This window comes from Aeoliella sp., from assembly GCF_965227375.1.
Taxonomy (GTDB): Bacteria; Planctomycetota; Planctomycetia; order Pirellulales; family Lacipirellulaceae; genus Aeoliella.
Window position 1 is genome coordinate 2,884,231 of sequence record NZ_CBDDFX010000001.1, and the last position, 24,814, is coordinate 2,909,044.

At 61.7% G+C, this 24,814-nt stretch carries 24 protein-coding genes; 8 read left to right on the forward strand and 16 right to left on the reverse strand.

What is annotated here, in order from left to right; all coding sequences use genetic code 11:
* Positions 1 to 20: 20 nt before the first annotated feature.
* The 8 genes from ACQK2L_RS11755 to ACQK2L_RS11790 form a co-directional block, all read right to left on the reverse strand.
* Positions 21 to 581: a hypothetical protein gene (locus ACQK2L_RS11755; RefSeq protein ID WP_425397160.1), complete on the reverse strand. Its 561-nt coding sequence runs from the start codon at positions 579 to 581 to the stop codon at positions 21 to 23.
* A complete protein-coding gene (gene pilM / locus ACQK2L_RS11760) occupies positions 578 to 1,657 on the reverse strand; it encodes a pilus assembly protein PilM (RefSeq protein ID WP_425397161.1) in 1,080 nt (359 codons plus the stop codon). Before pilM ends, ACQK2L_RS11755 begins: the two co-directional genes overlap by 4 nt.
* Positions 1,658 to 1,726: 69 nt before the next feature.
* Complete coding sequence (locus ACQK2L_RS11765; RefSeq protein WP_425397162.1) at positions 1,727 to 2,857, reverse strand: type II secretion system F family protein; 1,131 nt, start codon at positions 2,855 to 2,857, stop codon at positions 1,727 to 1,729.
* A 44-nt stretch (positions 2,858 to 2,901) separates the two neighbouring features.
* Positions 2,902 to 4,680 (reverse strand): GspE/PulE family protein, encoded by a 1,779-nt coding sequence (locus tag ACQK2L_RS11770; protein WP_425397163.1) that lies wholly within the window; start codon positions 4,678 to 4,680, stop codon positions 2,902 to 2,904.
* The gene (locus ACQK2L_RS11775; RefSeq protein WP_425397164.1) at positions 4,677 to 5,012 is read right to left on the reverse strand and encodes an STAS domain-containing protein; all 336 of its coding nucleotides are present in this window, start codon (positions 5,010 to 5,012) and stop codon (positions 4,677 to 4,679) included. Before ACQK2L_RS11775 ends, ACQK2L_RS11770 begins: the two co-directional genes overlap by 4 nt.
* On the reverse strand, positions 5,009 to 6,841 hold the full coding sequence (locus ACQK2L_RS11780) for an ATP-binding protein (RefSeq protein WP_425397165.1): 1,833 nt from the start codon (positions 6,839 to 6,841) through the stop codon (positions 5,009 to 5,011). The genes ACQK2L_RS11775 and ACQK2L_RS11780 overlap by 4 nt, the downstream gene beginning before the upstream one ends.
* 31 nt (positions 6,842 to 6,872) lie before the next feature.
* Positions 6,873 to 7,271, reverse strand: a complete 399-nt coding sequence (locus ACQK2L_RS11785; protein WP_425397166.1) for a response regulator — start codon at positions 7,269 to 7,271, stop codon at positions 6,873 to 6,875.
* A gap of 292 nt (positions 7,272 to 7,563) precedes the next feature.
* Complete coding sequence (locus tag ACQK2L_RS11790) at positions 7,564 to 7,977, reverse strand: type II secretion system protein (protein WP_425397167.1); 414 nt, start codon at positions 7,975 to 7,977, stop codon at positions 7,564 to 7,566.
* Positions 7,978 to 8,345: 368 nt separating this feature from the next.
* On the opposite strand from ACQK2L_RS11790, the gene ACQK2L_RS11795 reads away from it, so the two are divergent.
* The gene (locus ACQK2L_RS11795; protein WP_425397168.1) at positions 8,346 to 9,953 is read left to right on the forward strand and encodes an HD-GYP domain-containing protein; all 1,608 of its coding nucleotides are present in this window, start codon (positions 8,346 to 8,348) and stop codon (positions 9,951 to 9,953) included.
* Between the two features lie 21 nt (positions 9,954 to 9,974).
* Here the strand turns inward: ACQK2L_RS11795 and ACQK2L_RS11800 are convergent, their stop codons facing one another.
* The 5 genes from ACQK2L_RS11800 to pgsB form a co-directional block, all read right to left on the reverse strand.
* The gene (locus ACQK2L_RS11800) at positions 9,975 to 10,832 is read right to left on the reverse strand and encodes a PP2C family protein-serine/threonine phosphatase (protein WP_425397169.1); all 858 of its coding nucleotides are present in this window, start codon (positions 10,830 to 10,832) and stop codon (positions 9,975 to 9,977) included.
* Positions 10,799 to 12,100, reverse strand: a complete 1,302-nt coding sequence (locus ACQK2L_RS11805; RefSeq protein WP_425397170.1) for a protein kinase domain-containing protein — start codon at positions 12,098 to 12,100, stop codon at positions 10,799 to 10,801. The genes ACQK2L_RS11800 and ACQK2L_RS11805 overlap by 34 nt, the downstream gene beginning before the upstream one ends.
* Positions 12,101 to 12,174: 74 nt before the next feature.
* Complete coding sequence (gene pgsW / locus ACQK2L_RS11810) at positions 12,175 to 13,332, reverse strand: poly-gamma-glutamate system protein (protein WP_425397171.1); 1,158 nt, start codon at positions 13,330 to 13,332, stop codon at positions 12,175 to 12,177.
* 88 nt (positions 13,333 to 13,420) lie between these two features.
* Positions 13,421 to 13,900 carry a poly-gamma-glutamate biosynthesis protein PgsC gene (gene pgsC, locus ACQK2L_RS11815; protein ID WP_425397172.1) on the reverse strand — a complete coding sequence of 160 codons (480 nt, stop codon included), beginning with the start codon at positions 13,898 to 13,900 and terminating at the stop codon, positions 13,421 to 13,423.
* A 1-nt stretch (position 13,901) separates the two neighbouring features.
* A complete protein-coding gene (gene pgsB / locus ACQK2L_RS11820) occupies positions 13,902 to 15,098 on the reverse strand; it encodes a poly-gamma-glutamate synthase PgsB (protein ID WP_425397173.1) in 1,197 nt (398 codons plus the stop codon).
* On the opposite strand from pgsB, the gene ACQK2L_RS11825 reads away from it, so the two are divergent.
* The 4 genes from ACQK2L_RS11825 (at position 15,097) to ACQK2L_RS11840 (ending at position 16,508) form a co-directional block, all read left to right on the forward strand.
* Positions 15,097 to 15,339: a hypothetical protein gene (locus tag ACQK2L_RS11825; protein ID WP_425397174.1), complete on the forward strand. Its 243-nt coding sequence runs from the start codon at positions 15,097 to 15,099 to the stop codon at positions 15,337 to 15,339. The two genes, pgsB and ACQK2L_RS11825, sit on opposite strands and share 2 nt — an antisense overlap.
* Before the next feature lie 108 nt (positions 15,340 to 15,447).
* A complete protein-coding gene (locus tag ACQK2L_RS11830) occupies positions 15,448 to 15,879 on the forward strand; it encodes a hypothetical protein (RefSeq protein ID WP_425397175.1) in 432 nt (143 codons plus the stop codon).
* Between the two features lie 100 nt (positions 15,880 to 15,979).
* The gene (locus ACQK2L_RS11835) at positions 15,980 to 16,123 is read left to right on the forward strand and encodes a hypothetical protein (protein ID WP_425397176.1); all 144 of its coding nucleotides are present in this window, start codon (positions 15,980 to 15,982) and stop codon (positions 16,121 to 16,123) included.
* Between the two features lie 190 nt (positions 16,124 to 16,313).
* A complete protein-coding gene (locus ACQK2L_RS11840; RefSeq protein WP_425397177.1) occupies positions 16,314 to 16,508 on the forward strand; it encodes a hypothetical protein in 195 nt (64 codons plus the stop codon).
* Positions 16,509 to 16,643: 135 nt separating this feature from the next.
* Here the strand turns inward: ACQK2L_RS11840 and ACQK2L_RS11845 are convergent, their stop codons facing one another.
* Both ACQK2L_RS11845 and ACQK2L_RS11850 read right to left on the reverse strand, forming a co-directional pair.
* Positions 16,644 to 17,741: an endonuclease/exonuclease/phosphatase family protein gene (locus ACQK2L_RS11845; protein WP_425397178.1), complete on the reverse strand. Its 1,098-nt coding sequence runs from the start codon at positions 17,739 to 17,741 to the stop codon at positions 16,644 to 16,646.
* A 242-nt stretch (positions 17,742 to 17,983) separates the two neighbouring features.
* A complete protein-coding gene (locus ACQK2L_RS11850; RefSeq protein WP_425397179.1) occupies positions 17,984 to 20,839 on the reverse strand; it encodes a hypothetical protein in 2,856 nt (951 codons plus the stop codon).
* 512 nt (positions 20,840 to 21,351) lie between these two features.
* Between ACQK2L_RS11850 and ACQK2L_RS11855 the strand changes: the two genes are divergently transcribed.
* Entirely contained in the window at positions 21,352 to 22,668 is a 1,317-nt protein-coding gene (locus ACQK2L_RS11855; protein WP_425397180.1) for a sigma-54-dependent transcriptional regulator, read from the forward strand.
* 106 nt (positions 22,669 to 22,774) lie between these two features.
* A complete protein-coding gene (locus ACQK2L_RS11860; protein WP_425397181.1) occupies positions 22,775 to 23,125 on the forward strand; it encodes a hypothetical protein in 351 nt (116 codons plus the stop codon).
* Here the strand turns inward: ACQK2L_RS11860 and ACQK2L_RS11865 are convergent.
* The gene (locus tag ACQK2L_RS11865) at positions 23,105 to 23,512 is read right to left on the reverse strand and encodes a hypothetical protein (protein ID WP_425397182.1); all 408 of its coding nucleotides are present in this window, start codon (positions 23,510 to 23,512) and stop codon (positions 23,105 to 23,107) included. The genes ACQK2L_RS11860 and ACQK2L_RS11865 overlap by 21 nt on opposite strands.
* 199 nt (positions 23,513 to 23,711) lie before the next feature.
* On the opposite strand from ACQK2L_RS11865, the gene ACQK2L_RS11870 reads away from it, so the two are divergent.
* A complete protein-coding gene (locus ACQK2L_RS11870) occupies positions 23,712 to 24,683 on the forward strand; it encodes a hypothetical protein (protein ID WP_425397183.1) in 972 nt (323 codons plus the stop codon).
* Positions 24,684 to 24,814: the final 131 nt, after the last annotated feature.

Consider the following 24,814-nt stretch of genomic DNA (forward strand, 5'->3'; position numbering starts at 1 on the left):
GGTCTACTCGAGGGGTTCTCCTACAGGTCGCACTCGATGCGAAACGCGTGGTCCGACGAATCGCCCAGCGCGCCGGAGTCGCTTGAACTGAGGGTTACATTGACAAACAGGTTGCTGGACCGGAGCGAATCGGTGAACTTGGCGATGGCGCCGTGGTCGCGGCCGATTCCGGCCAGCACCGCGGTGCGCTGCTCTTGACCGCGGCTCTCGGGAAGCAGCTCCAGCTTTTCGACGTACACGCCGCCGTTGGTTTCGGCGGCGGCCCCCGCCACCACGCCCAGCAAGGTGACGGTTGGTCGGGTGTCGACCAGCTTGAGCGTAAGTTGCTGCGCTTGCTGCATGGCGGTGATGTCGCGCCGCATCTGCACGCACTCGTCCTTCATGGTTTGCACGGGCTCGTAACGCTCTTCCAGTTGGGCAAGTTTGCGCGTGGTCGCCGAGCCTTGCCACCACTCGAACAGCCCCACGGCCGTAAGCGCCAGCACGGTGCCGCCCAGCACGCGAATCCACAGCCGGCGTGCATCGGTCAGCATCTGTCGGCGGCGATCGTCGTCGGTCATCAGGTTCAAGCTGGTTTTCATGTGGCTGCCTCCCATCGCAGGGCGGACAGCGCGATGGCTTGTCCCAACAGGCACAGCGGAACGCCACGGGCTGCGGCGACCGACTCCGACTCGTCGTTCAACGTCCAAATGCGGACTTGTCGGCGGAGCCTCTGGGTGAGCAGCAGGTCGACGCCGCCCAGTGTTGCTCCGCCGCCCAGTAGGTACACCGTCTGGGGCGCCAGGAACAACCGCTTGGGCGTCATGTTCTTGCCCAGGTTGTGCAAGTGCTCGAGCGTCTTCTCCATTTCGGCCACCAGGCTCTTGATGGTGGGCTCCAGCAGTTCGCTGAGCACCTCCGCCACTTCGTCCTGGGGCATGGCGGGATGCGGCGCGAGATTCACCGTTCGCAGCAACTCGCCTGCTTCGTCGAACTCCAAATCCAACTGCTGGGCGACGTCCACCAACGCCCTGGCGAGCGAGGTATTCTTCATGCTGCGGACGTACACCGGCTGGCCTTGATCCACCAGCACGAACGTGGCCGAGGTAAAGCTCCAGTTGAGCACGCCCACGGGATGAGGTCCGGGCGGGTGGACGTGCGACACGGCCCGCGCCAGCGCGTGGGGCACTCCGTCGATGGTCTGGCACGATAGTTTCGAGCGCTGCAGGTCGGCCACGGCCGTTTCGGGCCAGCCGCGTCCCGTGGATAGGACGTTCACCGTGTGCTCGCCCCGCTTGCTGGGCAGCGCCGGCCAGAAGTCGAACACGCGCCCTTCGAGGCGGATGCCCACAGCGGCCAGGCCCTCGACAATCGCCGTGACTTGGCCGTGGTCGTTGGCTTCCGGCGCGGTGTTCAACTGGCAGGCGGTCGAGGGCAGTAACACGGCCGCTTGTCGGCCGGCGATCTGCGGCGCGGTCACCAGGGCGGCGGCAATCTCTTCGGCGGCGGAGACGGCCGGCGCTTCGGCCAGGTTGTCTTCCTGCCACACCACGTTGCGCGGCACCACGGCGGCGTTTTCCAGCACCAGACGGTCCCCACGCCGCACCACCTGCGCCAGCTTGACGTTGCTGGCGCCGATGTCGAGCCCGATCCATCCGTGATGCGTGCGTGCGAACATGGTTCGTGGTGTCAGGTTATTAGGCGTTAAGCGTTGGTTGGTAAAGGTGCGTGGTGATTTGGTGAGCGGTTATCCTTTGCCGGCAAACGACGACAGGTCGAACACCGGCAGCATTACCGCCAGCACCACCGTGGCGACGATGATGCCCATGCCGACGGTGATCATTGGTTCCAGGGCGGTGACGATCTGCCGCGCGCGGGCTTCGCCTTCGTCTTCGAAGTAGGAGCCCACCATTCGCGACACTTCGCCGAGCTTGCCCGACTGTTCCGCGGTGGTCAGCATTTCGGTGGCTGCATCGGGAATGTAAGCACTGGCGGCCAAGGCGCCGGCGAACGTGCGGCCGTTGACCACCGCATCCTCGACCTGCAGGAACACTTCCTTGTACAAACTGTTGTTCGAGCTTTCGCGGGCCAACTGCACGCTGTCCAGCAGCGGCACACCGCTTTCCATCAGCATGCCGATCAGTCGGCAACTGCGTCCGATCAGTAGGGTCTTGGTCACGTCGCCCAGCATCGGAAGCGTAAGGAACATGCGGTCGCGAAATCGGCGACCGGCGGCCGTGCTGGGTATCGCCACGAGTCCGGCGACGCCCGCTACCGCCAGCGGTAGCCACAACCACCACCGAAGTCGTAGCTGGTCGGCCACGACGATCAGCATCTCGGTCAGCCACGGCAGGCTCATCTCGTAGTCGGTGAACAGTTGCGAGAACCGCGGCAGCACGAACACCAGCAGCACGCCGATCACGCCCATCGACACGGTTGCCAACAACACGGGATAGACCAGCAAACCGCGGATGGTGCGCATCAGGCGCAAGTGGCTGCGTTCGAGTTCGGCCAACTGATCCAGCACGTCGGCCATGTGACCCGACGCCTCGCCCGCGGCGACCGTGGCGACGTAGGCGGGGCTGAATATTTTGGGGTACCGCTTCAGCGCCTCGGAGAACGCCTGCCCGCCGAGCACCGCGTCGCGGACCTCGTTGAGCACCTCTCCCAGGACCGGCCGGCGGCATTGGCGCGAAGCCGATGACAGCGCCGAGGCAATGTCGACGCCCGAGCGGATCATAATCGCCAGTTGCGAAGTGAGGTTAACCACGTCCCGTTCGGGCACGCGCGGTTGCCGCTTCGACGTGCGCGCAACCGACTGCGGCACACTGCGGGGCAGTGCGACTTCGCGTTTCGGTTTGGCCGTATCGATTTGCATCTGAATCTCAATTCACCCGCGGCTAGCGCCGTCGGCTCACCTACTCACTCGAATAATGCCACGCGGGTGACTTCCTCCAGGCTGGTCATCTCACGTTTGGCTAGTTCCAAGCCGCCGTCGAGCAGCGTGGGCAATTCTTGTGCGCGGCTGTACTTTTCCACTTCCTCCAAGCTCGCCTGACGGGCGACCAGCGAGCGAAGTTCCGACTCGGCGGGCAGCAGTTCGTAAATGCCGTGGCGGCCCTGGTAACCTGTGTCGAAGCAGTCGCGGCAGCCTTCGCCTCGGGAGAAAGTGCGCCGCATGTCGCCTTGGTAGTGCAGCATCCGCAGCATCTCTTCGCTGGCGTAGTGCGACGTTCGGCACTTGGGGCAAATGGTTCGCAACAGCCGTTGCGCGAGCACGCCCACCAGGGCCGAAGCCAGTTTGTACGATTCGACGCCCATGTCCATCAAACGCGTGATCGCGCCGGCGGCGTCGTTGGTATGCAACGTGCTGAGCACCAGATGACCGGTGAGCGCCGCCTGCACGGCCACTTTGGCTGTTTCGTCGTCGCGGATTTCGCCCACCAGGATCACGTCGGGGTCTTGCCGTAAGATGCTCCGCAGCGCCGATGCGAACGTCACCTTTCGCGACGCGTCGATCTGCACCTGGTTGATCAGCTCCATCTGGTACTCCACCGGGTCTTCCACGGTGACGATGTTGCGATGGACGCTCTTGATCAGTTCCAGCGCCGAGTACAGCGTGGTGGTCTTGCCGCTACCCGTGGGGCCGGTTACCAGGAACAAGCCGTAAGGGCGGTTGAGCAGTGTTTTGATAGTGGGCAGCATCTCGGTGGGGATGCCCAAGCGGTCGAGGTTGAACGTCAAACGTCCCTTATCCAACACACGCATCACCACCTTCTCGCCCAGCACGGTGGGCAGGGTGGAGATACGCAGGTCGACCTCTTTGCCGTCGACCACCACCTGACAGCGGCCGTCCTGCGGCGTGCGCTGCTCGGCGATGTCGAGCTTCGCCATGACCTTGATACGCGAAACGATGGCCGGGTAAATGTCGCGCCGCGGTCGCAGCATCTCGACCAGTTGGCCGTCGATGCGGAATCGCACCACGCCAAAATTGCGGCCCGGTTCGACGTGGATGTCGCTCGCCGCTTTGCGGATGGACTGCAGGATCAGGTAGTTCACCAGGTTGATGACCGGGCTGCCTTCGACCAGGTCCTGCACCGAGGCGATGTCGACGGCCGTGATGTCGGTCTGCAGTTCGACCGCATCGTCGTCCATGTCGGCCGTTACCGCGTCGACCGCGAAGTCGTCTTCATAGCCGCGCTTCAGCATCCGCTGGATGGCCGTGCGGAAGGCGAACACCGGCCGCACATTCAGCTTGGCGACTCGCTCGATCGTGTCGATCTGGTCAAGATCGAACGGATCGTGCATCGCTACGACCAGCGTGTCGCGAACACGGAAAAGTGCTAGCGCGTTGAGTTTCTCAGCCAGCTCGCGGGGCAATAGCCGCACCGCGGCCGGGTCGAGCAAGCCTTCGCGGAGTCGAGCCGCCGGCACGTCGAGTTGGGCCTCGATGTACGGCAGCAGTTGTTCTTCGCCGATGGCGCCCATTTCCAGCAGCGTTTCGCCGAGCGGCTGGTTGTTCTCAGCCTGCTGGTTGAGTGCTCGCTCCAGGTCCTCCGGCTTAAGCAGGTTCGCACCAATGAGCTGCTGACCCAACGGGCGGCGGTGCGCGCTGGCGGCAATGGCCTCGGGCGTCGCCTCGCCTTCGAGCGGGGCGGTGAGGTCGGTAAATGACTGATCGAGCGTGTTGGAATTACTCATCGTGAGAAACTCCCTACACCGGCTTTAGCCGTTTCGAAGATCTCGAACCGCTCGGCGACTCCCGTCAACCGCAGGATGTCGGCCACTAGCGGTGACAAGCCGGACAGCTTTATGGTGCCGCCGCACGAGGCCACCTGATCGCTGGCGTCGAGCAGCCACTCGAGGCCGTCGCTGTCGACCAGTTGGGTGTGGGCTAGGTCGCAGACCACCATCGGCGCGCCTGCTTTGGTCAATCGTTCGAGCGTTTGGGCTAGCTCGCCAATCTTCTCTGCGTTCAGCGTGCCGTCGACCTTCACGACGTCGACCGCGCCTTGTGTTTCGGTGTGGATCACAGTCGGGCCTCCTCGAGCAGCGGGATGGTGACTGTGAATGTGCTACCTTGGTCGACGGTGCTGGTGACTTCCAGCTCGCCGCCGTGCAGGCGGACGATTTCGTTGGCCAGCGACAAGCCGAGCCCGGTGCCGGTTTCGCCCTGCACGCGGGGATCCTTGCTACGGAAGAATTTCTCGAACACGTGCGGTAGTTCATCCTCCGCAATGCCGACACCCGAGTCCTCGACGCTCACCACCAGCGAATCGTCCGAGGTAGTAACCACCAGCCCAATCCGCCCTCCTTCGGGCGTGTACTTCGATGCGTTGCCGAGCAGGTTCACCAGCATGGCGGAGAACTTGTCCTTGTCCAGCAATGCCTCGTCCAGCTTTTCGGGAAGGTCGACGCCGAACTCCTGCGACTTCTTCGCCGCCAGGGGACGGACCTTTTCGGTGACTTCGTCGAACAGTCTCTGCAGGTTCACGTTCTGGCGATTGATGCTCATCGAGCCGACTTCCATGCTGCTGACCGATAGCAGATCGTCCACGAACCGCGCCAGGCGGGTTGCTTCGCTGTTGATCGTGTTGCAGAACTCCTTCTGCTGCTCGATGTCCACGTCGTCCATCAGCGCCAAGGTTTCGGAGTAGGCACGAATATTGGCCAGCGGCGTACGCAGTTCGTGGGTGGCCGAGTCGATGAACTGGCCACGCATTTCCTCGGCCAGCTTTTGCTGAGTCACGTCGCGCAGCGACCAGATGTGCCCGTCCTTGCCATGTTGTAGCGGTTGTCGCTCGACGCGAATCACTCGCCGACGGTCGCCGTGCGAGCGAGTGACCTCGGCGCGGGCCGCGCGCTCGGGGCTGGCAGTGCCCAGTTCCACCAGCGTCTCCGGATCGTCCACGTTGCCTGACAGGTAGTCGTACAGCGGCGAGCCCGTGGCGTCTTGTCCGGTCTCGCCCAACAGTGCGGCGATGGCCCGGTTGGCGAACGTGACGCGGCCATCGATGTCGGTAATGGCCAGGCCTTCGGCCAGGCTTTGCAGTACTTCCAGCGATTCTTTCTGTTTGCGGCCTTGGATGGCCGAGGCAACGCGTTCGGTGAGCGATTGGCGATTGGAGGCTTCGTCGGCGTGCCGCAGTTCGTCGACCAGGCGGTTCCACCCGACGTTCACCGCGGAGTTCGAAGGCAATCGTTCACACACCAGCGGAGCCGTGGCCGGCCGCGTGGCAATGTCGCTAAGTTGCGCCTCGACGCCGCCCAGTGGTTGCGCGAGCCTGCGGAGCAGCACCGCGCCGACCACGACCAGAACCAGCGGCACCAGGATTGCCGGTGGAGCCGCTTCGGCGGCGGCAAGGGCTGTGCTCCAGAATTCGGGCCGTGGGGTGGCAATCACCAGTTCGCCGAGGGGGCCGGAGTGCACATGTAGCGGCACGCGCATTTCGACCAGCGTATGTCCGCCGTTGTCGATAAACTCGATGGCCTTCACATCGCCCCAACTAACCGGTTGCCCCGTTGGTTCGGACGCTTTTGTACCAACGAGTTTGAGATCGGTGTGGGCCAAAAAGGTCCCTTCGGCATTGGCGATCCCACTGTAGCTCAGGTGGTGCTCCCGCGCGATTTGTTCGACCAAAGCGCCGAATGTCTCGGTGCCCGACCGTACGTAGTCGATCTCCGCTTGCGCAGCCGCCTTTCCCAGCAGCGACAAACATCGGCTTTCGGTGCGCGACGAGAGCACCGTGTGCACCGCGTACACGACACCCACCGACAGCCAGGCCACCGCCACCATGCAGAACAGCAGGTAGCAAGCGACCACGCGTCGTGGGAAGCCAACTTGTCGTCGTGGATGGGACAAAGTGTTCGAGTATGGGGGTAGTGGCCCAAAGTTAGTTGGCGGAGCCGATCTTCTTGCCGAGAATTTCTTGAACAGTGGCCAGCACTTGCGATGGGCTGAAGGGCTTGGCGAATGTAGCCGAGATGCCTAGCTCCTTGCACAAATGTGGCAGCTCCATCTCCAGGCCTTTGGCGGTGAGCAACACTACAGGCGTGTCGGCGTAGCGCTCCGAGCTTCGCAAGCGGCTGCATAGCTCGGTGCCGGTCATCATGGGCATCTGCTGATCGGTGAGCACCAGGTCGATGTGCTGCTCTTGTGCCAAATCCCAGGCGACATTGCCATCGGGTGCTTGCAACACTTCGTAGCCGGCTTTGGTCAGCGTGAACTGCAGTACGCGCGACAATGCGGCGTTGTCTTCGGCGACCAGGATTCTCTGTGGTGTTGTGCTCATCGATCCAAATATGGGTTATTCTGGGGATTCATGACGGCGCGCAACCTGTGCGCACGTCTTGATAGAATTCATCGGCCCCCTACAACGCATAACTTCGCACCATCCGCTAAAGTAAGTGCAGGCCGCAAAGTTTCAGCGTTTCCCCCATGGGTCCTGTTGTTTCCATGTTGCGCAGCCTCACAAACGAACCATGCCAACGGCCGAATTTCGGCCGCTGGCATGTGGGTATTTCTTGATAGCATCTGCAGGTGCTAGCTGTAAGCCATAGGGCCGAGCCAGATGGGCGACCGGCTTAGTAGGTGTTGTAGGCCGTGCCGGCCGAGTCCGTTTCGGTGGTGTTGGGGAAGAACGCTCCCGAGTCGGTGTTGAATCGCCAACCCTCGCTGTCGGCCGGTGTGTCGGTCGAGCCAAAGGCGATGTCAGCATTCGTGTTGCCGACCGGACACTTGGGGAACTCTCCCCGCAGGTACTCCGAAAGGGCGGTCTTAAAGGTGTCCGCGTCGTCGGAAGGAGGCAGGTCGCCGCCGTTGTAGGCGGCGTACATCTCAATCGCGTTGCGAATAATGCTCAAACTTTGCTTGAGACTATTGTCGGTGGCGTCCGCCGAGGTGCCAAGGAACTTGGGAGCGGCAATACCAGCCAGGATTCCCAGGATCATGATGACTACCACCAGCTCGACGAGCGTAAAACCTTTTCTCCATAGCATAACTTGAGTTCCTCTAGCCCCAATTTGTAACTAACGTGTTGTACGGCTTCAGGCTGCGAGGCTTTGCCAGCAATCCAGGTGCTGAACTTGCCGGGAACGGGCCCGATGTTGAGCAAGCTTAGGTTGCTAGATTGCCTTCAGGGAAACCCTAGTTGTGGAAAACGGAAATGCGGTTACCGGCAAACGCCGTGTCTGGCCGTCATAACCGTTAACTACCTCACCCCAAGGCAACATCTCGTTGACCCGCCTAGGTGGCGACCTATTCTTGGCATGTAGCCGGGGGGCGACCGCTGTTGAAACAGCGAACACACGATTGACATTCACATCCGACTGCGCCGACGGTGCGCAGCCCATTGAGCCTTCGCGCTATGCAGATCCCAGACCCCACGCTGCTACAAGCCGACGTTGTGTCCGATCAACATCGGCACCCGGTGCTGTCGTGGCTCGAGCGGACCTTCGCAGCGACGTTTCGTCTTGCCAAGAAGGACGACCAGGGCGAGTGGCGGTGGATCGCTTTCGACAAAGACGGAAACCAAAGCCTGAAAGCAGGTGAGCTGAGTCCAGCGCTTGTTGCGTCATGTGTAGCAGTTGCCAGCTCGAATTGGCCGAGCGTCTCCAGCGACTCCGACAACTCGGCGCGCCTCGCCGTGCCAGTGATCGACGCTGGGGGTAACAATCAGGTCGCGCTTGCCGAACGAGTGGAAGGCACGCCAGGCTGCCTGGAGCGAATGGCAGAATTGTGGATGACCGCTTCGGATTCCAAGGCGCAAGCAGAGCAGTACCACGTAGAGAACGCCTTCTTCGCTGAACAACTGTGCGATGGACTCGAAGAACTGACCTTTCTGCGGGCCATCGTTCGCAACCTCGACATGTCGGACGCGGCCAACGACTTGTTGGCCCTGGCCGAAGGCACCTTGCCGCTGCTCAACGACTCGGTAAAGGCCGAGTGCACCGTGCTGCTCATGGCACCCGACGGCGGCGATCCCCACTTGGCCGTGCCTACGCTGCGGATTGGCAAACAAGCGTTCGACGATGAGGTGGTGCTGCGAATCACCAAAGAGTTCGGCACCCTGGCGCTCCGCCAGCCCGTGGTGCGAAACTTCCTTTCGTTGCAGAGCGAGCAAAGCGACCTGCCGGGCGTTCGCGAGTTCATCCTGGTGCCGCTCATTTCACACAATCACCAACTCGGCTGGTTGGTAACCATCAACCGCGATACCTCGATTGGCGACCATTCGGCCAGCCCTTGGCCGCTGAGCAACCTCGAATTCGGCACTCACGAAGCATCGCTGTTGAGCACCACCGCGTCGATCCTGGCGACCCACGCCAGCAACCTCGACCTACTTCGCGAGAAGGAGCAGTTGCTGGTGAGCGTGGTGCGATCGCTCGTTTCGGCGCTCGATGCCAAAGACGAATATACTTGCGGTCACAGCGAACGCGTGGCCGAGTACGCCAGAATCCTGGGCGAGCAAATCGGCATGGACGAAGACGCCTGCCGCCGAATCTACATGACCGGGCTGCTGCACGACGTGGGCAAGATCGGCGTGAGCGACGCCGTATTGAAAAAAGAGGGTCGGTTGACCGACCAAGAGTTTGCCGAGATCCGCCGCCATCCCGACGAAGGTTGGGCCATCCTGCACGACCTGTCGCAGTTGCAGTACGCGCTGCCAGGTGTGCTGTACCACCACGAACAGGTCAATGGCACCGGCTATCCCGACCAGTTGGCGGGGGATGAAATACCGCTGGAGGGCCGACTGCTGGCGATCGTTGATTCGTACGATGCCATGACCAGCGACCGACCCTACCGCAAGGGCATGCCGCCGGAGAAGGCGCAAGCTATCCTGCGCGACGGGGCCGGCACCCAGTGGGACGCGGAACTGATCGAGCAGTTCTTCGCTGCTTTCGAGAAGATCGAAGAACTTCGCAACTCGTACCAACTTCGCCAACGCCCGCTCCGGCAGCGCGGTAGTTGCGTGTAAAGCCGACCTCTGCGGTATGCACTAACGGCACACGACGATTGTCAGGTCGTCGGCCTTCGAAGGTTGGCCATCCACTGGTGTTTCCATACGCGAGCGGGCGGTGCTGCGGAGCGCTTCGCACGCTTTGTGAACGGGCCCCTTGCGCGCGAGTTCCACAATCTCCGGCAAGTGCAGGTTATCGAACAAACCATCGCTGGCCAGCAGCAGCGTGTCGCGGGCGGCCAGCTTGCGCTCGGGGCCGATCTCGATCCTCAGGTCGGGCGTGCCGACCACGTTCGACACGACGTGGCGATCTTCGTGGTGCATGGCGTCGGTCTCGTCGATCAGGCCGGCTTCGACGCCGTAGCCCACTGGCGAGTGCGCGGTGGTTTGCAACTTCATCTTGCCGCGCTGGCCAAATGCCAGAATGCCCGAGTCGCCAACGTGGTAGGGGCGGATGGTTGAACCGGTCACCTCGACCACGGCCAACGTGGTGGCCGCGCCGCGGCCCAAATCGAGCACGTCGCGGTTGGCGGCTTCGATGCCGTTGAGGATCGCCGAGCGGAGCATCGCGAACGATGGGTCGGCCTGCTGCAGGCTCAGACGAATCCGCCGCACCGCCAGGGCCGAGGCTTGCTCGCCCAGTGCTTGCCCGCCGAGCCCGTCGGCCACTACCAGTACGGCCGACTCGTTGCCCCAGGGAATGACCGCGGCCGAGTCTTCGTTGGCGGTTTCCTTGCCCGGCGAACGTTGCGACACCACCGCCACACGACGGCCAGCCACGACCACCGCGTCCGGCGCGTCCATGTCGGACGCCGTGTAGAGCTTCGCCCGGGCGATGGATTTGTCGACCGCAGCGCCCGCTGCTAACGGACTGTCTTGATCGCCTTGCTGCACCATGGGCAGTAACTCCAGTAATCACCCGCCACGCCCCAGCCACAACGCTGGCAACTCTGTTTCGATCCGTGCAACTGCCAACGACGCCGGACTTTGGTCTGGCACCACGGGCAGTAACGCATAAACGGCATCAGCACCTTGCGATCGCAATTGCTGTTGGTGCATTTGGCCGTGTAACGCTTGTCGGAGTATTGTCGCTCACTTTCGGGCACAAAACCAGCGCCGTAGCACCAGGGACAATAGATCCAGTCGAGCTTCATGCCGCGGTGGCAACGCGGGCAACATTGTGGAAACTTGGTGTCGTCTGGGTGTTTCTTCCGCTTCTTGCCACACCAGGGACAGGCGCACATTGCTTCGGACACGGGGCCTTCGCAGTGATGACACTCGTAGATAGTCTCGAGTTCCGCGCCGTATAGTCGCTGAAACTGCTTCCGCTGCACAGCGCGCCAATCGCGCATCCGCTGCGTCTTCGTGGCGGAGGATGTTTTTCCATTTACCTTCAAGGCCTTCCCGCGGACCGCGTCGTAGGCGGCTTCCATCTGCACCGCGTCGCGGAATCGCTTGCGGGCATCGAACTCCATCGACCGACGCAACAGGTCGATGAAATCGGGATGCACCTTCGCCCGCAACCGATCGAATCCCGTGGGAGGCCATTCGTACGGAAAACTTGGTAGCTTTCCGGTGAGCATGCGATAGAACGTGATGCCCAGTGAGAAGACGTCGCTGCGCGGCGAGACGTGCCCCATCGCCTGCTCGGGCGCGACGTACCCCAGCGTGCCCGCTCCGGAGCCTTGCAGGGTGTGTAGCGCCACGCGGGCGATGCCGAAATCGGTCAGTCGCACCCGGTCGCCACGGAACAGCAGGAAGTTGTCGGGCTTGATGTCGCAGTGCACAATGCGCTCGTTGTGCGCGTAGGCCACGGCCGAGATCATCTGATCGGCGTAGTCGAGCGCCAGCTTGGGCGACAGCCGGCGTTGCAAGCGGTCGTCGAGGCTCATCTGGCCCAGCGGCTGGATGATGACAAACTTGCCGTCGATGTAGTCGGCGTACTTGAGCGGCAGAATGTTGGGGTGATCGAGTTTGGCGACCAGGCGAACCTCCTGGCGGAACTCATCGAGCGTTTCCTTGCTCAGCAGATGCGAGTAGGGCATCTTCAGCGCAACGCGAATGCCCTCGATGGTGTCCCGAGCCTGATACACAACCGCAAAACCGCCTTCGGCGATCTTGCGTTCGATGATGTATTTGCCAAATCGCTGACGAGCGCGAAACATACGGTTGAAAAGTCAGTAGGCGGAAGGGGGAAGGCGAGCCGGCTTAAAGCAGCCAACTCCCTTCCTCCTTTAAATCATACCATGGGTTCGGGGTGGCCCGAAGGTTTCCGGGTGTGCCCGCCTTGCAGCAGCCGGAACCCGATGTCGGAACGGATGAAGCCGAACAGGCTGGCCACGATGACCACCAGTACCCCGAAGGCCAGTGGTTTATTATAGTCGGGCGCTCTGAAAACTGCGCCCTTACCCACCTCGACCAGTTCCCGCTGGTCGGCCTGGGGGGCAACCGGCAAACCGAACCGCTCGGCCAAGTCGACAATGTTGATGATGTTAATCACGGGAATCCCCTGGCGGCTGAGCCGGGGCATTACGCCGTCCAGTTCGGGTGGCATTCGGAGAGGGGGCCGCATATTCAGGCCCTCGTCGAACATTTTCTTACCCACGCTGGTGCCGGCCGAAACGGCCCCGCCGCCTACGTTTACATAGCACTTCAGGCCCTGGGGGCCGGCCACGTCGCGCATCAGTTTCATTCGCTGGTCGACCGCCTCCTCGAATGACTCCGACGCAAGCGTCTGCAATTCACACCTGGCGATGCCGGTTTGAATTTCCACGAGGCCATCGTCCGAGAGGTTCTCGCCCCTGTCTTCCTCACCGCCAATCGAGCACGCGATCGACTTATGCTCCAGAATGCCCTGATCGTACAGTAGCTTTTCCATGTCGATCCACATCAGTTCAGGCAGGTTGGCGCCCCATTGCGAGGCCGCTCCGCTGCTGATGCTAACTGGTTCTGCGCCCAGGGTCTCAATGGCTACTAGCGTGCAGATGTTCAGCGCCGGAAACGACCCCGAAAGGCCGACGCCCACTTTATCGCCTTCTTTCACGCCAGCCCGCCTAAGCATGTCGACCAGCACGGCGGCGAAGTTGGGGTTCACCGACGTCTGTTTCGAGGGTAGCACGCCATGGACGCTGGTAATGTTGGACCGCACGACGCCAATCAGTCCCGTTTCCAGCGGATCGAACTCGGGGACGATCTCCTCTTCCGCCATCCGCGCATCGTAGATCACCTTAAACGCCCGCTCGGCCATTTTGGCGGCTTCCAGCTTCTCCTGGTGATAGTCTTGCTGCCGCTCGACGCGGAACTGCTCGACCATCAGCATGCCGATTGCCGACAACAGGGCGATCAACCCCAGCGCGGGCCGCGAAACTGCCTTGGGACGCCAGATGACTTTTTTCATGGGTAGTTGATTTGTCGCGGAAGTAGGACAAGTTCTAAGGTCGAACCATGTGAGCCGTAGGCGCTAGCGCGTTCGGCTCACGTTTCTCTCAATACATATTCAGTTCTACGCCGTACAGCAGGATCAGGATCAGCCGAATGGCGACCGCTGCGGTGAGCAGCGCGCACAGCGTTTCGAGCCAGCCTTGCCGATCGAACCAGATGGCGATCAGGCCCGGGATGATGTAGCCGATCACCTGGAACTCAGTTTGCTCGCTGGCGTAGATCTCCACCGAGGTGATCAGCTCCATCGGAATGTAGTTAAACAGCATGCGGACCAGGTAGCCCACCAGGATCATCAGCACCGTTCGGCGACGGCCGTAGACGATGATGAACGTGCTCATCAGGTACACGATCATGTAGGTGGCCAGGGCCGCCAGGATGGTGAGCACCACGTCGATCGGGCGGCTTAGGGCCAGGGCGAAGTACCCCGGCACCACCATGCCGCCGGCCGCCAGGCCGAACAACTCGGAGAACAACAAACTGACCGCCAGGCCGATGCCAATGGCGACGCTGAGCATCTCAACCATGTTACTTAAAGACTGTTTGGGTACTGCGATTAGCGAAGTAGCGGACCACGTCGAGGCCGACGCCGCCGATGTTGGCCATGCCCATGGCCAGGCTCGATCGGCCCGACAGTTCGATGATGGTCTCGAAGATCTCCTCGGTGCGGCGGTTCTCGGCCATCACCAGCTTCAGCGGATTGAGCCCGGCTTCGGTGGCCGCTTTGCCGAAGATGTAGGTGCCGCTGCCGATCAACAAGTAGTAGTCGGCCGGAGCCCAGTCGACGATGATTCTTCCTAGTTGGTGCGACCGATCGGGACGGTCCGCCCGGCAGTTGAATACCGCGATGCGTCGTTCGACGTCGGCGTAGCGCTCGAGGGCCATGTTCCAGATGCGTTCGGTCGACTCGGGGTCGTTCGCCGCAAAGCCATTGACGAAGTTGATGCGGCGGCCGAAGAAGTCCATCTCGTGAGCGGTCATCGCTCCGGGATCGGGCTTGGCGTTCCACATGCCTTGCAGCGCCACGCCGCGCTCGATGCCCAGGTCGTCGCACACCCGCAGGGCGAGCGCCACGTTCTCGGCATGTTCGACGTAAGGGAAGTTGACCAGGTCGAGCGGTGTGATTTTGGCGACGTCTTCTTCGGTCACCGCGATGAGCTTAGTGCCGCGATCGTCGCACACCTGCTGAAACACTCCCAGGTGGTCGCGCTCGGCAGTAAACAGTTTGCCATTGATCGGAATCATGCCCGCCAGTGCCTTGGCCACGTCGACTTCCGTGGGGCCCATCACGTCGAGGTGGTCTTCGCGGGCGTTGGTGATCACCGCGTGCGTCGCGCGGACGATGCGGTTCTCGCACAGCCACTGCAGGTAGGGAATGAGCGCCATGCACTCAATCACCAGCGCTTCGGCCTGGGCTTCGACCGTGGCCTCGACGATTCGCAATTGCTCGATCACGTTCGCCCGCGCGGGACGGAACACCGGGTACTCGGTGCCGTCGGGCAGAATCATGCGGGGCAGGGTGCCGGTGGTCTTGCAGCAGGTGCGGATCTCGCCCGCCCGCATGCCCGCGGCGATCAAACGCGCGACGCTCGACTTGCCGCGGGTGCCGTTCACGTGCACCCGGGTCGGGATCTGCGACAGCCGGCGGCGGTGCGACATCGACTCCACCAGACCCCCCGCGGCGAGCAAGCCAGTGGTGGCCAACAAGATAGCAGCAGCAGACATGGACGAGCGTTTTACAGGCAAAGGTGCCGATCCCAGCCGCTTGAAAAAGCAGGCTGAAACCGTAAGAACGGGGGGATGGAAGCGACGACCAGAAAAAAGGATCGCTGGACTGTCCAAAACTTTGCGCAGAATGTATCGGCCGGAAACCCCGCTGACAAGCGGTTGTTTAGGACGTTTTGCCAAGGTGGGAGAAATAATTCGCCAGCCAGAGGTAGTCGACTCCAAGCGGATAGGGATCTAAAATGCTATAGGTAGCATCATTTCCGAAGGATTGGGCTTGTTCGAACTCCGCGTGCGGGTCTATAAGCGATCCGCCAACCAAATCGGCACTTTCCACGTATAGGGTTCTATGCTCCCTAAGCGGCTCAAAACGCTGTCGGCTCTCCTCGTGTGGACCACCGCACTTGGAATGGCGCTCACGGTGTTTGCCGTCCGCCCGCCTTGCAGGTGCTCGCTCAGCGACACGCAGCCGGCCGAGCCAGCGTGTCCTCATTGTGCGAAAGCGGTTGAGCAGTCGTGCTGCCAGCAAGGCTGTAGCGGCGCTACCCAAAGCGATTGCGAGTGCCCCTGCTGCCATAGTTCGCACGCCGACCAGCCGCTGATCCTTGATTTGGCCAAGGTCCCGCAACCGGTCGATATTGGTGCGGATTTGTTCTTGGAGGCCGCTGACTACACCAATCTGTTCACCAGCCCCGCCGTCGCCACCGGAGGTTGGCGGTGTGGGCAACTCGATGGTTACCACCCGCCTCGTCTAGCGAACCTCTGTCGCTGGATCATTTGAATCGCCCGCCGCGCGCCATGAGCACCGTTGTGTTCGTAGCTTTGCGCGGTGTGCAGGATGTTTTGCGATTTGATTTGTGTTTCTAACAAACGAGGATTCTATGAAATCGATATTCTTGATTGCCGCCGTGGCCGCTATTGCGTCCACCGGCGCCTACGCATTGCGTAGTGGTGATTCCGGCGCTGCCACGCCTGGCAACCTTGTTGTGCTGGCTGTTGCCAGAACGCCGCCGCAACCGCCGTAGCGGCGACTTGCGAGAAGTGCGGTGAGGACTGTAAGTGCGATCCTTGCAAGTGCCCGAAGTCGGACGCAACTGCCGTCGCGGCGACTTGTGAGAAGTGTGGCGAGGATTGCAAGTGCGATCCCTGTAAGTGCCCGAAGTCGGACGCAACCGCCGTAGCGGCAACTTGTGAGAAGTGCGGTGAGGATTGCAAGTGCGATCCTTGCAAGTGTCCGAAGTCGGACGCGACCGCGCTTGCCGCTTGCACATGCCCTGGCTGTGGCAGCGACAACTGTACCGACTGCCAGTGCACCGATTGCCAATGCCCGCTGTGCGACTGCGGCGAATGCGGCGAGGATTGCCCGTGCGACGCCTGCGATTGCTCGGCCTGCAAGTGCTGCGACGGTGAGACCACCGCCACGCCCGACGCCAGCTAACCGCGGTTCGCTAGTTTGAAACCTACGGCCCCTCGCACTACTTTGTGGTGCGAGGGGTTTTTCGTGCGCTTACGAACCGAACTGGCAACGCAACCCAAGGCTAGCGCCTATGGCTCACTTGTTTCCTCCGCGTCGTTCATCCCTTCGTCTACCAACTCTTCTGCTTCTTCCTCATCATTCCCCTGCGGCTCGGGCTCGGTGGGCTCGTTGCCGTTCAGGGTGAACTCGGCCACGATCGCGAAATGGTCCGAGCCGGTGGGGTGGAAGCGTTCGACACGCACCATGCGGGCGCTGGCGGGCAGGAAGACGTGATCGATGGGGAAACGAATCACCGGGTACTGGGCGTGGTAGGTGTTCAGCAGCCCGCGGCCGATGCGTGGATCCTTGAGGCCGCTCATGCGTTTGAACAGCCGCGTGGTGTGGCTCCAGGCGACGTCGTTGAAGTCGCCTGTCACGATCCAATCGTCGTCTGGGTGTTCGGCCACGTGCTCGGCGACCAGCATCAATTCGGCGTCGCGGATGCGGCTGTCGTGCCGACCATCGTCCTGACGCTTTTCGAGCCCCGGCGGCGTGGGGTGTAGCCCAATGAAGTGCGCTCGCCGGCCATCGGTGTACTCGACGTCGGCAAACACCGATGGTCGATCGTCCGACACCAGGTAGCGCACTTTCGAGTCGATCAGCGGCAGCTTGCTCCATAGCATCAGTCCCAGTCCTTTCTCTGCGACCACTCCTTGGCGATGGGGAAACTCCCCTTTCAGCGGTGCGAGCGCCTCCTGCCATGCCTGGTTGTATTCGATCAGCAGAAGCAAGTCGGCATTCTGCCTACGGAGGGTATCCAGCGCTTCCTGCTTCTTGGGATTGTCGAACTCCAGGTTCACTACGGCCACGGTGAGCGTGACGTCGGCTTCTCCTTCTGCGGCCTGTATCTCTGGCGGCCAGCATGGTGTGTAAGGAACCACATGGCCCACCTGCCATGCAACGATGGCGAGACTTGCCACCACCCAAGCCACCAGCGAGTTCGACCATCCGCTGTGCGAACTGCACATCAGCACCGCCGCCAGGGCGAGGGTCGCCAGCGCGGCGATCTGCAGCCGCGGAAAGTCGAACAGCCGCACCATCCACGCGCCCACCGGCAACAGTGGCAGCACCGAAGCGACGACCAACAGACCGATCATGATGCGGGCAGCGAGAGAGACGATAAACATACCAAGTGCAGGGCAGGGGGAGTGTGGGCGACGTCACGATTCTAGCAACTCGGATGCCATCCGCCCAATCGTCACTCTCGGTGTTTGCACCGCGCATAGGACAGCCCGCCGACGGGGCGAAGGGAAATCACACCCCACCGACGGGCTTCCACGCTACAGACAAAGGCGGCGGGCAGGTGTCGAGTTGGTAACCACCACGATTCACTCGACACCTGCCCTTGCCACCATTCAGTCACCTCCATCTACCTCCAGTCGAGCACTCGGAACACGCCTTCGTGGGCGCGAACCTTTTGCGGTAACGCGAGCAAGCGGTCGCGGTAGATGCTCAATAGCACCGCCGCGGCGAAGAAGGCTCCGCCACCGATCATCATGTACACCGCCGCGCTTTGCAGTTCGGGCAGGTGCACTAGCGCCACCAGGCTGACGATCCAGGCGGTGAGCGATACCGAGCCAGTAAACGTGGTCACTTTCACTCGGCACAACACACCAGCCCCCAGCAACACCAGGCCGACCAGCAGCGCGCCCAGCTCGTGCAGCATCGCTATGCCCCACACGGGGGAATAGTCGGTGAACCGTTGAGCGAGCAAGCCAAACACCAACGGGCCGGCGGAAAGCACGCTGCCGGCCAGCAGTTGCAGGTCGACCGCTGGGTCGCGGCGTTCGCCTTCACGCCGCCAGCGAACGTGCCCAGCGGCCAGCAGCAACAGACCAGCGACCACGGTGATGATCTCGGTTCGCTCCCACATGGTGAGCGGCGCCATCACGTTGGCCACCAGCACGCCGGCCAGCACGTGCATTCCGGCAAGCGTGCGCGAGGTGGTCTTCCAGTCGCGCGAGGTGCTGACGATGGAACTCAACAGCACGGCCAGACCTTGCCCAGCAGCCAGCGCGATCAGGGCCAATTCCTGCTCGCCTGAAACCAGCCGACTCAAGGTCATCAACAGTCCGCCCAGCGAACCAAACAGCACGATCACAGCACCGACCGTTGCCAGACGGTCGACGGGGTCGCCGTCGGTGCGGTCCTTGCGCCGCGCCACGGCCATCGTGGCTAGGCCCACCGTGCTGGCGGCCACCAGCGGTGCGTACTCGGCCAGGCCGGCGGCCGAAAGCAGTTGCCACACGGACGCACACGCACTGATGCCTGCGACGGCGAGCGGAAGGTTGCGACCCTCGCGCACCGCACCGAGTCCCAACAAACCTGCTGCAGCTGCATAGAACGCCGCTAGCGCCAGGTGCTCGCTGGTGGACGCGACCAGTGGAGCTGCGGCAAATCCAGAAATTACGCCAATCGACAGACCCAGCAGCAGCAACGTGCCAGCGGTGCCGGGGCGTCGAAGCGAATTGGCCAGTTCTTTGTCTCTGCTAAAGCGAGACGCCACGGCCAGCCCCACGGGTGCGATCACCGCCAGCGGCAGCAGTACCGATAGCGAAGTAACGCCCAGTGTTACGATCAGCGCCGCAACAGCGCCCACCAGCGGCAGGCCGGCTGCGTATTGCAGCCACTCGGCTGTGTGTTCGTGACGCCGCTGTTGAGCCATTCGTCCGCCGATCACGCAGCCAGCGGTGGCGATCACCATGCCGACCAGGTAGAGCATGTCGAGCGGGAATGCCACGATCGATTCGGCGGGTACGAACAACCCACGCGCCAATGCCAAGGCGCCCCAAGCCACGGCCACGCCGGTGCACGCGGCACCGACGCTGCCGAACACGCGGCTCAGTTGCTCCACCGCCTCGCCACCCTTGCGCCACAGCAGCGACGCCACGGCGGCAACCAGTCCGGTGGAGGCCAGCACCAGTAGCCACAGTCCTTCGGTCGTGGGCACATTCAGCAAGTGCAGCAGGATCACCTCGCTCCACAAGAGCGAGAAGACCGATAGGTAGGCGTAACGTCGCTTCGTGGGGGCGATGGTTATCTGCGAGTAAGCGTAGGTGTAGGTGGCCAGTAGCGTGAGCAACAGCGCGATCAGCTTCGCGCTGGTTTCGGTGACCACGTGAGGTGCCGTGAACGAAACCCAATCGGCGAATACGGGGTCGTAGAAGTCGCCCACCAATCGCCCGGCGAGCAGCACGATCAAACCCGCGCCCATCACCAAGTGGCCCGAGTAGAAGAACGCGCGGCCGAATTTCTCACGACTGAACGGACCATCGCCCGATTGGAAAAGTCGCTCGACATGCACGCACGCGGCGCCCAGCACCACCATGAACGCGGAGGGTCCGAGGATTTCCCAGAACCGATTGATCGACTGATCGGCCAGGAACAATAGACCCGTCATCGTCACGCCAGCCACCAGCGTGTAGACGAACATCGAGTCTTTCAGCAGCCTGGCCACGCCAGCGTAGATGGCGCAACACACCAGGGCCGGCACCCATAAGTGGCCGCCGTGCTTGATGGTGATCAGGCCTTGCGCGTCGTAGAACCACAAGTTAAGCGGCAACACCAAGCACGCCAGCAGCGTGATCGCCCGCCCGGCTGTCTGGTAGCGCGAGTAGCGCACCATCGAAGCCCCGACGGCGAGCAAACCGAGGTTCGCCCCGCCCAGGCACACTGCGACGACGATGGGGTTCGCGAACACGCCAATCGACCATAGCCAGATCACCAGACCCAGCATCAACAGTGCCCCGCCGGTGGCCATCAGCGCTTGCAGGCTCCGCGGGTCGAGCACGTATTCGACGAGCGAGCGACCTTTGGGGGCATCGTTCGTATCGGTCTGGGCTGGGGTGGGCTGCACTTCACTCAGCCCGTCGCCGTTGAATTGCCGCTCCAATTTCTCGCGACGACCAGCGATCTCGGCTACCATCGACTCGGTTTGTGCTGGCGTGAGTCGCTGTTGCGTTCCTTGGCGGCGGATTTCCTGCTCGATGAATCGGAGCCGCCGCCGCTCGACTTCCAGCGGCTTCTGAGAATCAGATACTGCCCGCGGTGAGGGCAGCACGCTGGAATAGTCGAGCGACGGGTTTAGCTCCGCAGTCCAGTGGTTGTAAAGCTGCTCGATGCGAGCATGTTGCGGCAACGATACGACGTCCGCGTCGCGCCAAACGGCAAACTGCCGCTTTAGCTCTTCGATCGCCGCGACCAGTTCCTGGTACGATTCGGTCATTACTTTCCCCTTTTTTCCCTTGGTAAGCGTGGAGGACCTACAGAGCACACCCGGTCCGACAGCAGTCCCTAGAGCAAGGAGAATGCCAGCACTGAGAGAAAGTTGTAAGTTGTTTTATTGAAACGGTTTACGAACGTCGGTGAGAATGTCGTCGCCGTGGGGACGGCGATCAACGTACAATCAATGCATGTGGCGGTGTGCATTCAATGTCCATGGGGATCGCGGTATGTCGGATTCGATTACCAGCCAAGACCGTTCGTTTCTCGAGTCCCTCGCCGAGTTGGCGTACTGCAATCCGTTCAGTCCCCGGCGGCTGGAACTGGAGCAGTTAGCACTCGGTCGTGATGCTGCGAGCTTGACCGAAGAGGTTTGGAGTCGCACGCAGGAGACCGACCACACCGAGCGGCCGAGTGTGTTGGCGATCAACGAGCGGGCGGAGCAATTGGTGGAGCGGCTTGGCGAGAAGTTCGCCGCGCGGCGGTCGCTCGACGCGCGCACGCGGGAACTGTACGATGGGAGCGGGACTGGTTGGCGCAGATCGTTGGACGTCGCTCGACGCGCGCACGCGGGAACTGTACGACGACCTGGTGACCTACGTACTCTACTACCGCCACATCGCACATCGGACGATCGAGCAGTTGTTCAACACGTCGCGCGGCAAGTCGGGCCAGGTCGCGTGGCGCAAGTTCTCCGACGACTACGCGCGGCTATTTGCCGCGCCGGCATTCGATGGCTACCACATCGACTCGGCCGCGCATCTGTATGGCTGCTTGTGTCAGGTGCGTCGCGCCTTCAAGCACATCTTTGACTGCATCCTCGGCGAGTCCGCGCCGGCCGGGCGGTTGCGCGAGGCGGTGTGGCAATCGATCTTCACGCACGACATGCGCCGCTATCGCCGGTCGCTGTTTCGCTCGCTCCGCGAACTGCCCACGCTCATCACCGGACCGTCGGGCACCGGCAAGGAACTCGTCGCCCGGGCGATCGCCTGTTCGCAGTACCTCGACTTCGATCCGGCGGCCGAGCAGTTCATCGACGACCCGGCCGTGGCCTTTACGCCGATCAACCTCTCCGCGCTGTCGCCCACGTTGATCGAGTCGGAACTGTTCGGGCATCGCCGCGGTTCGTTCACCGGGGCGGATGCCGATCGCATCGGATGGTTCGAAGCCTGCCGTCCGCACGGCGCGGTGTTCCTGGACGAGATCGGCGAACTCGACATGGGCATCCAGGTGAAACTTCTGCGTGTGATGCAGCAGCGGACCTACACGCGGCTGGGCGACTCCGAGGAGCGGTTGTTCGCCGGCAAGATCATCGCCGCGACGAATCGCGACCTCGCCGCGGAGATCGACGCGGGCCGGTTCCGCCACGACCTGTACTACCGCTTGTGCGCCGACCGCATCGAAACGCCCAGCCTCAGCCAACAACTGATCGAACGCCCACAGGCGCTCGGCGGCCTGGTGCACTTCATCGCCGAGCGCGTGGCGCCCGGCGAGTCGACGTCGGTGGCCTCCGAAACGCTGGAATGGATCGACGGCAACCTGCCGCCGGGGTACAGTTGGCCCGGCAACATCCGCGAACTGGAGCAATGCGTTCGCAACATTCTAGTCCGCCGCGAATACACCCCGCGCAATGAACCGGTGACCGAGCGAACCGGCTGGCTAGCCGCCGCCGAAGCGAGCGAACTGACCGCCGAGGAACTCGTGTCGGCCTACGCTACGTGGGTCTATTCGCAACTTGGCACCTACGAAGCCACGGCCGCGAAGCTAGGTTTGGACCGCCGGACGGTGAAGGGTAAGATTGATAGGAAGTGGCTGGAAGGACTGGGGCGGTGAGCGGCGTCGCTGTCTTTTGGCTTGTGAAGGCGTAGCGCTCGTGGTCTAACTACGGGTCGACCGCCCAACGGGGCTGCAGGGTAAAACACAGCGAGAGGTGAGGACCATGGCTAAGCGTAGCGGTCGAGTGATTCGCATCACGTGGGCGGAGTCACAAGGTGAGCCATCGCCGCATGTCGACGTGGAGGCAGCGCCTTTGACCGCGAATCTGTCGATGATCGATCGCCGACTTCGCAAAGCGGAGCTTACCGAGGTACAGGAACTTGTTGATCGATCCGATGCCGAGTGGTTGGACCGGAATTTGGTGATCGATGCGATCACTAGCGCGGCGAGATTCTTCGAAGACAATCCCGAATCCCTCCCGTTCTCGGACATTCTCGACGAGTACTTTCAGACCCTGTTACAGAAGATCGCTACCGAGTTAGCACACGAGAGGCTAAAGCTGACGATCGTCTGAGCTTGGCAGTGGTTTGGCGGTTTCAAGATACTCGAGCCATTGTTCGGAATCCTCTCCGAAATCCTCCTTGGTGTAGGCGCATAACGCCTCGACGATGGCGTCGATGGTTTCTTGCCGCTGCGTTTCAAGTGCCTTCTCGGTGTCGGGCGTGCCGCGATACCCTTCGCTAGGGACGTAGTAGTTCCCGACGTACTCGATCATCCCCGCGGTACGAACGGCGCTGGCATGAGAATCGACGACGCTGTACTCGTCCTTCCACTGGGCAAGCTCCTGCGTCACGGCGCTTTGGTGAATGCCAACCAGATGCTTCGGCAAGGCGTAGACTCCCCAGATCGCGAAAGAAGCGATGACAACCAAGATGAGCAGAAAAGTGCCGCGCCGCTTCATGGGTGATTCGTGAATGGGCTAGATGGATGGGAACGAGTGTTCGCGATGCAGTTCGATCTTCTAATATACTACAGCGCTAACCTCACAGACGGCCAGCTAGATCTGGCTTGAGCTCTCCCCGCAACGCGGCTAATCTTGCGCAACTATGGATGCCCGGCCGAACATCTTCGAACCCAGCCATTCCCAGTGTAGGCTCGTTTTGCTCGAAGGGATGCCGGGAACCGGTAAGTCGAGCGTGTCGCAGGCGATTTACCGCGACTTGCTTGCCTTGGGTGTGCCAGCGCGTTGGCTGCACGAAGAATCTGAGCACCAGTTGCAGCTGTTTTTCGACCCGGATCGACATACACCTTGGCGTGCCTACCTTGCCGAGGTCATCGATCGCTGGCAGGCGTTCGCCAGTGAGGTGTCGAATGGCAACGAAGTTATCGTGGTCGATTCGGCGGTCCTGCAGAATCACTTTCGATCGCTACTTATCTTTGACATCGACCAAGAGGCCGTCTTTGAAACCGCTAGCGCGATAGAGGGCATCGCGGCCGACTTGTTTCCACGGTGGATCTATCTATCTCCCAGGGACATCACCGCTCACTTTGAGAGCATTATCAAAGTACGTGGCCAGCGGATGCTGGACTTGTGGATCGAAGCTCACGACCGCTATCCGTTTACCACGAATGCAGGATTGAGCGGCCACGCGGGTTTCATCGCATTCTGGCGACAGTTCGATGCGATCACCACCAAGGTATTCGATGATGTGGAGCAATCGAAGCTTCGGGTAGAGGTCGATGCAAACTCGCGGAATGCAACCTTGGATTCCCTGCGGGCTTTCTTAGGGCTATCGGCAACCACGATGGCTTTGCCTTCAAGCGAGCTCGAAGCTTTCGCTGGTCTCTATACTTCGAAGCGTGACGTGGAGGACAAGACGATTGAAATCGTGGCGGCCGATGGGTGCCTCATCGCGCTCACGGAGTCCCCGACCATCGACGTAGCGGGCGGCCCGTTGGGGTGCTTTCGCCAAGTTCGCCTGCTGCCGGTCACGCAAGCCCTGTTCGTTACCGAAGGGTGGCCGTACGAAGTCCGTTTTGAAACCACGCGCGATGGAGATGACCTGTTGCGGTTGTCTCCCACCAAAGGAGCTTGGAACCCGATAAGTGAGACCTACGTGAAGTGCCACTAGTCGCGGCGCTGAGTTCTCTGCTCCCTATGCAATGACTAGGACTCGCTCAGTCCGACTATCAGCATCTTGCCATGCTAGCCGTTGTGGACCCCAGTGCGAAGCTATGCAATGATATCGGCCATCTGGGCGAA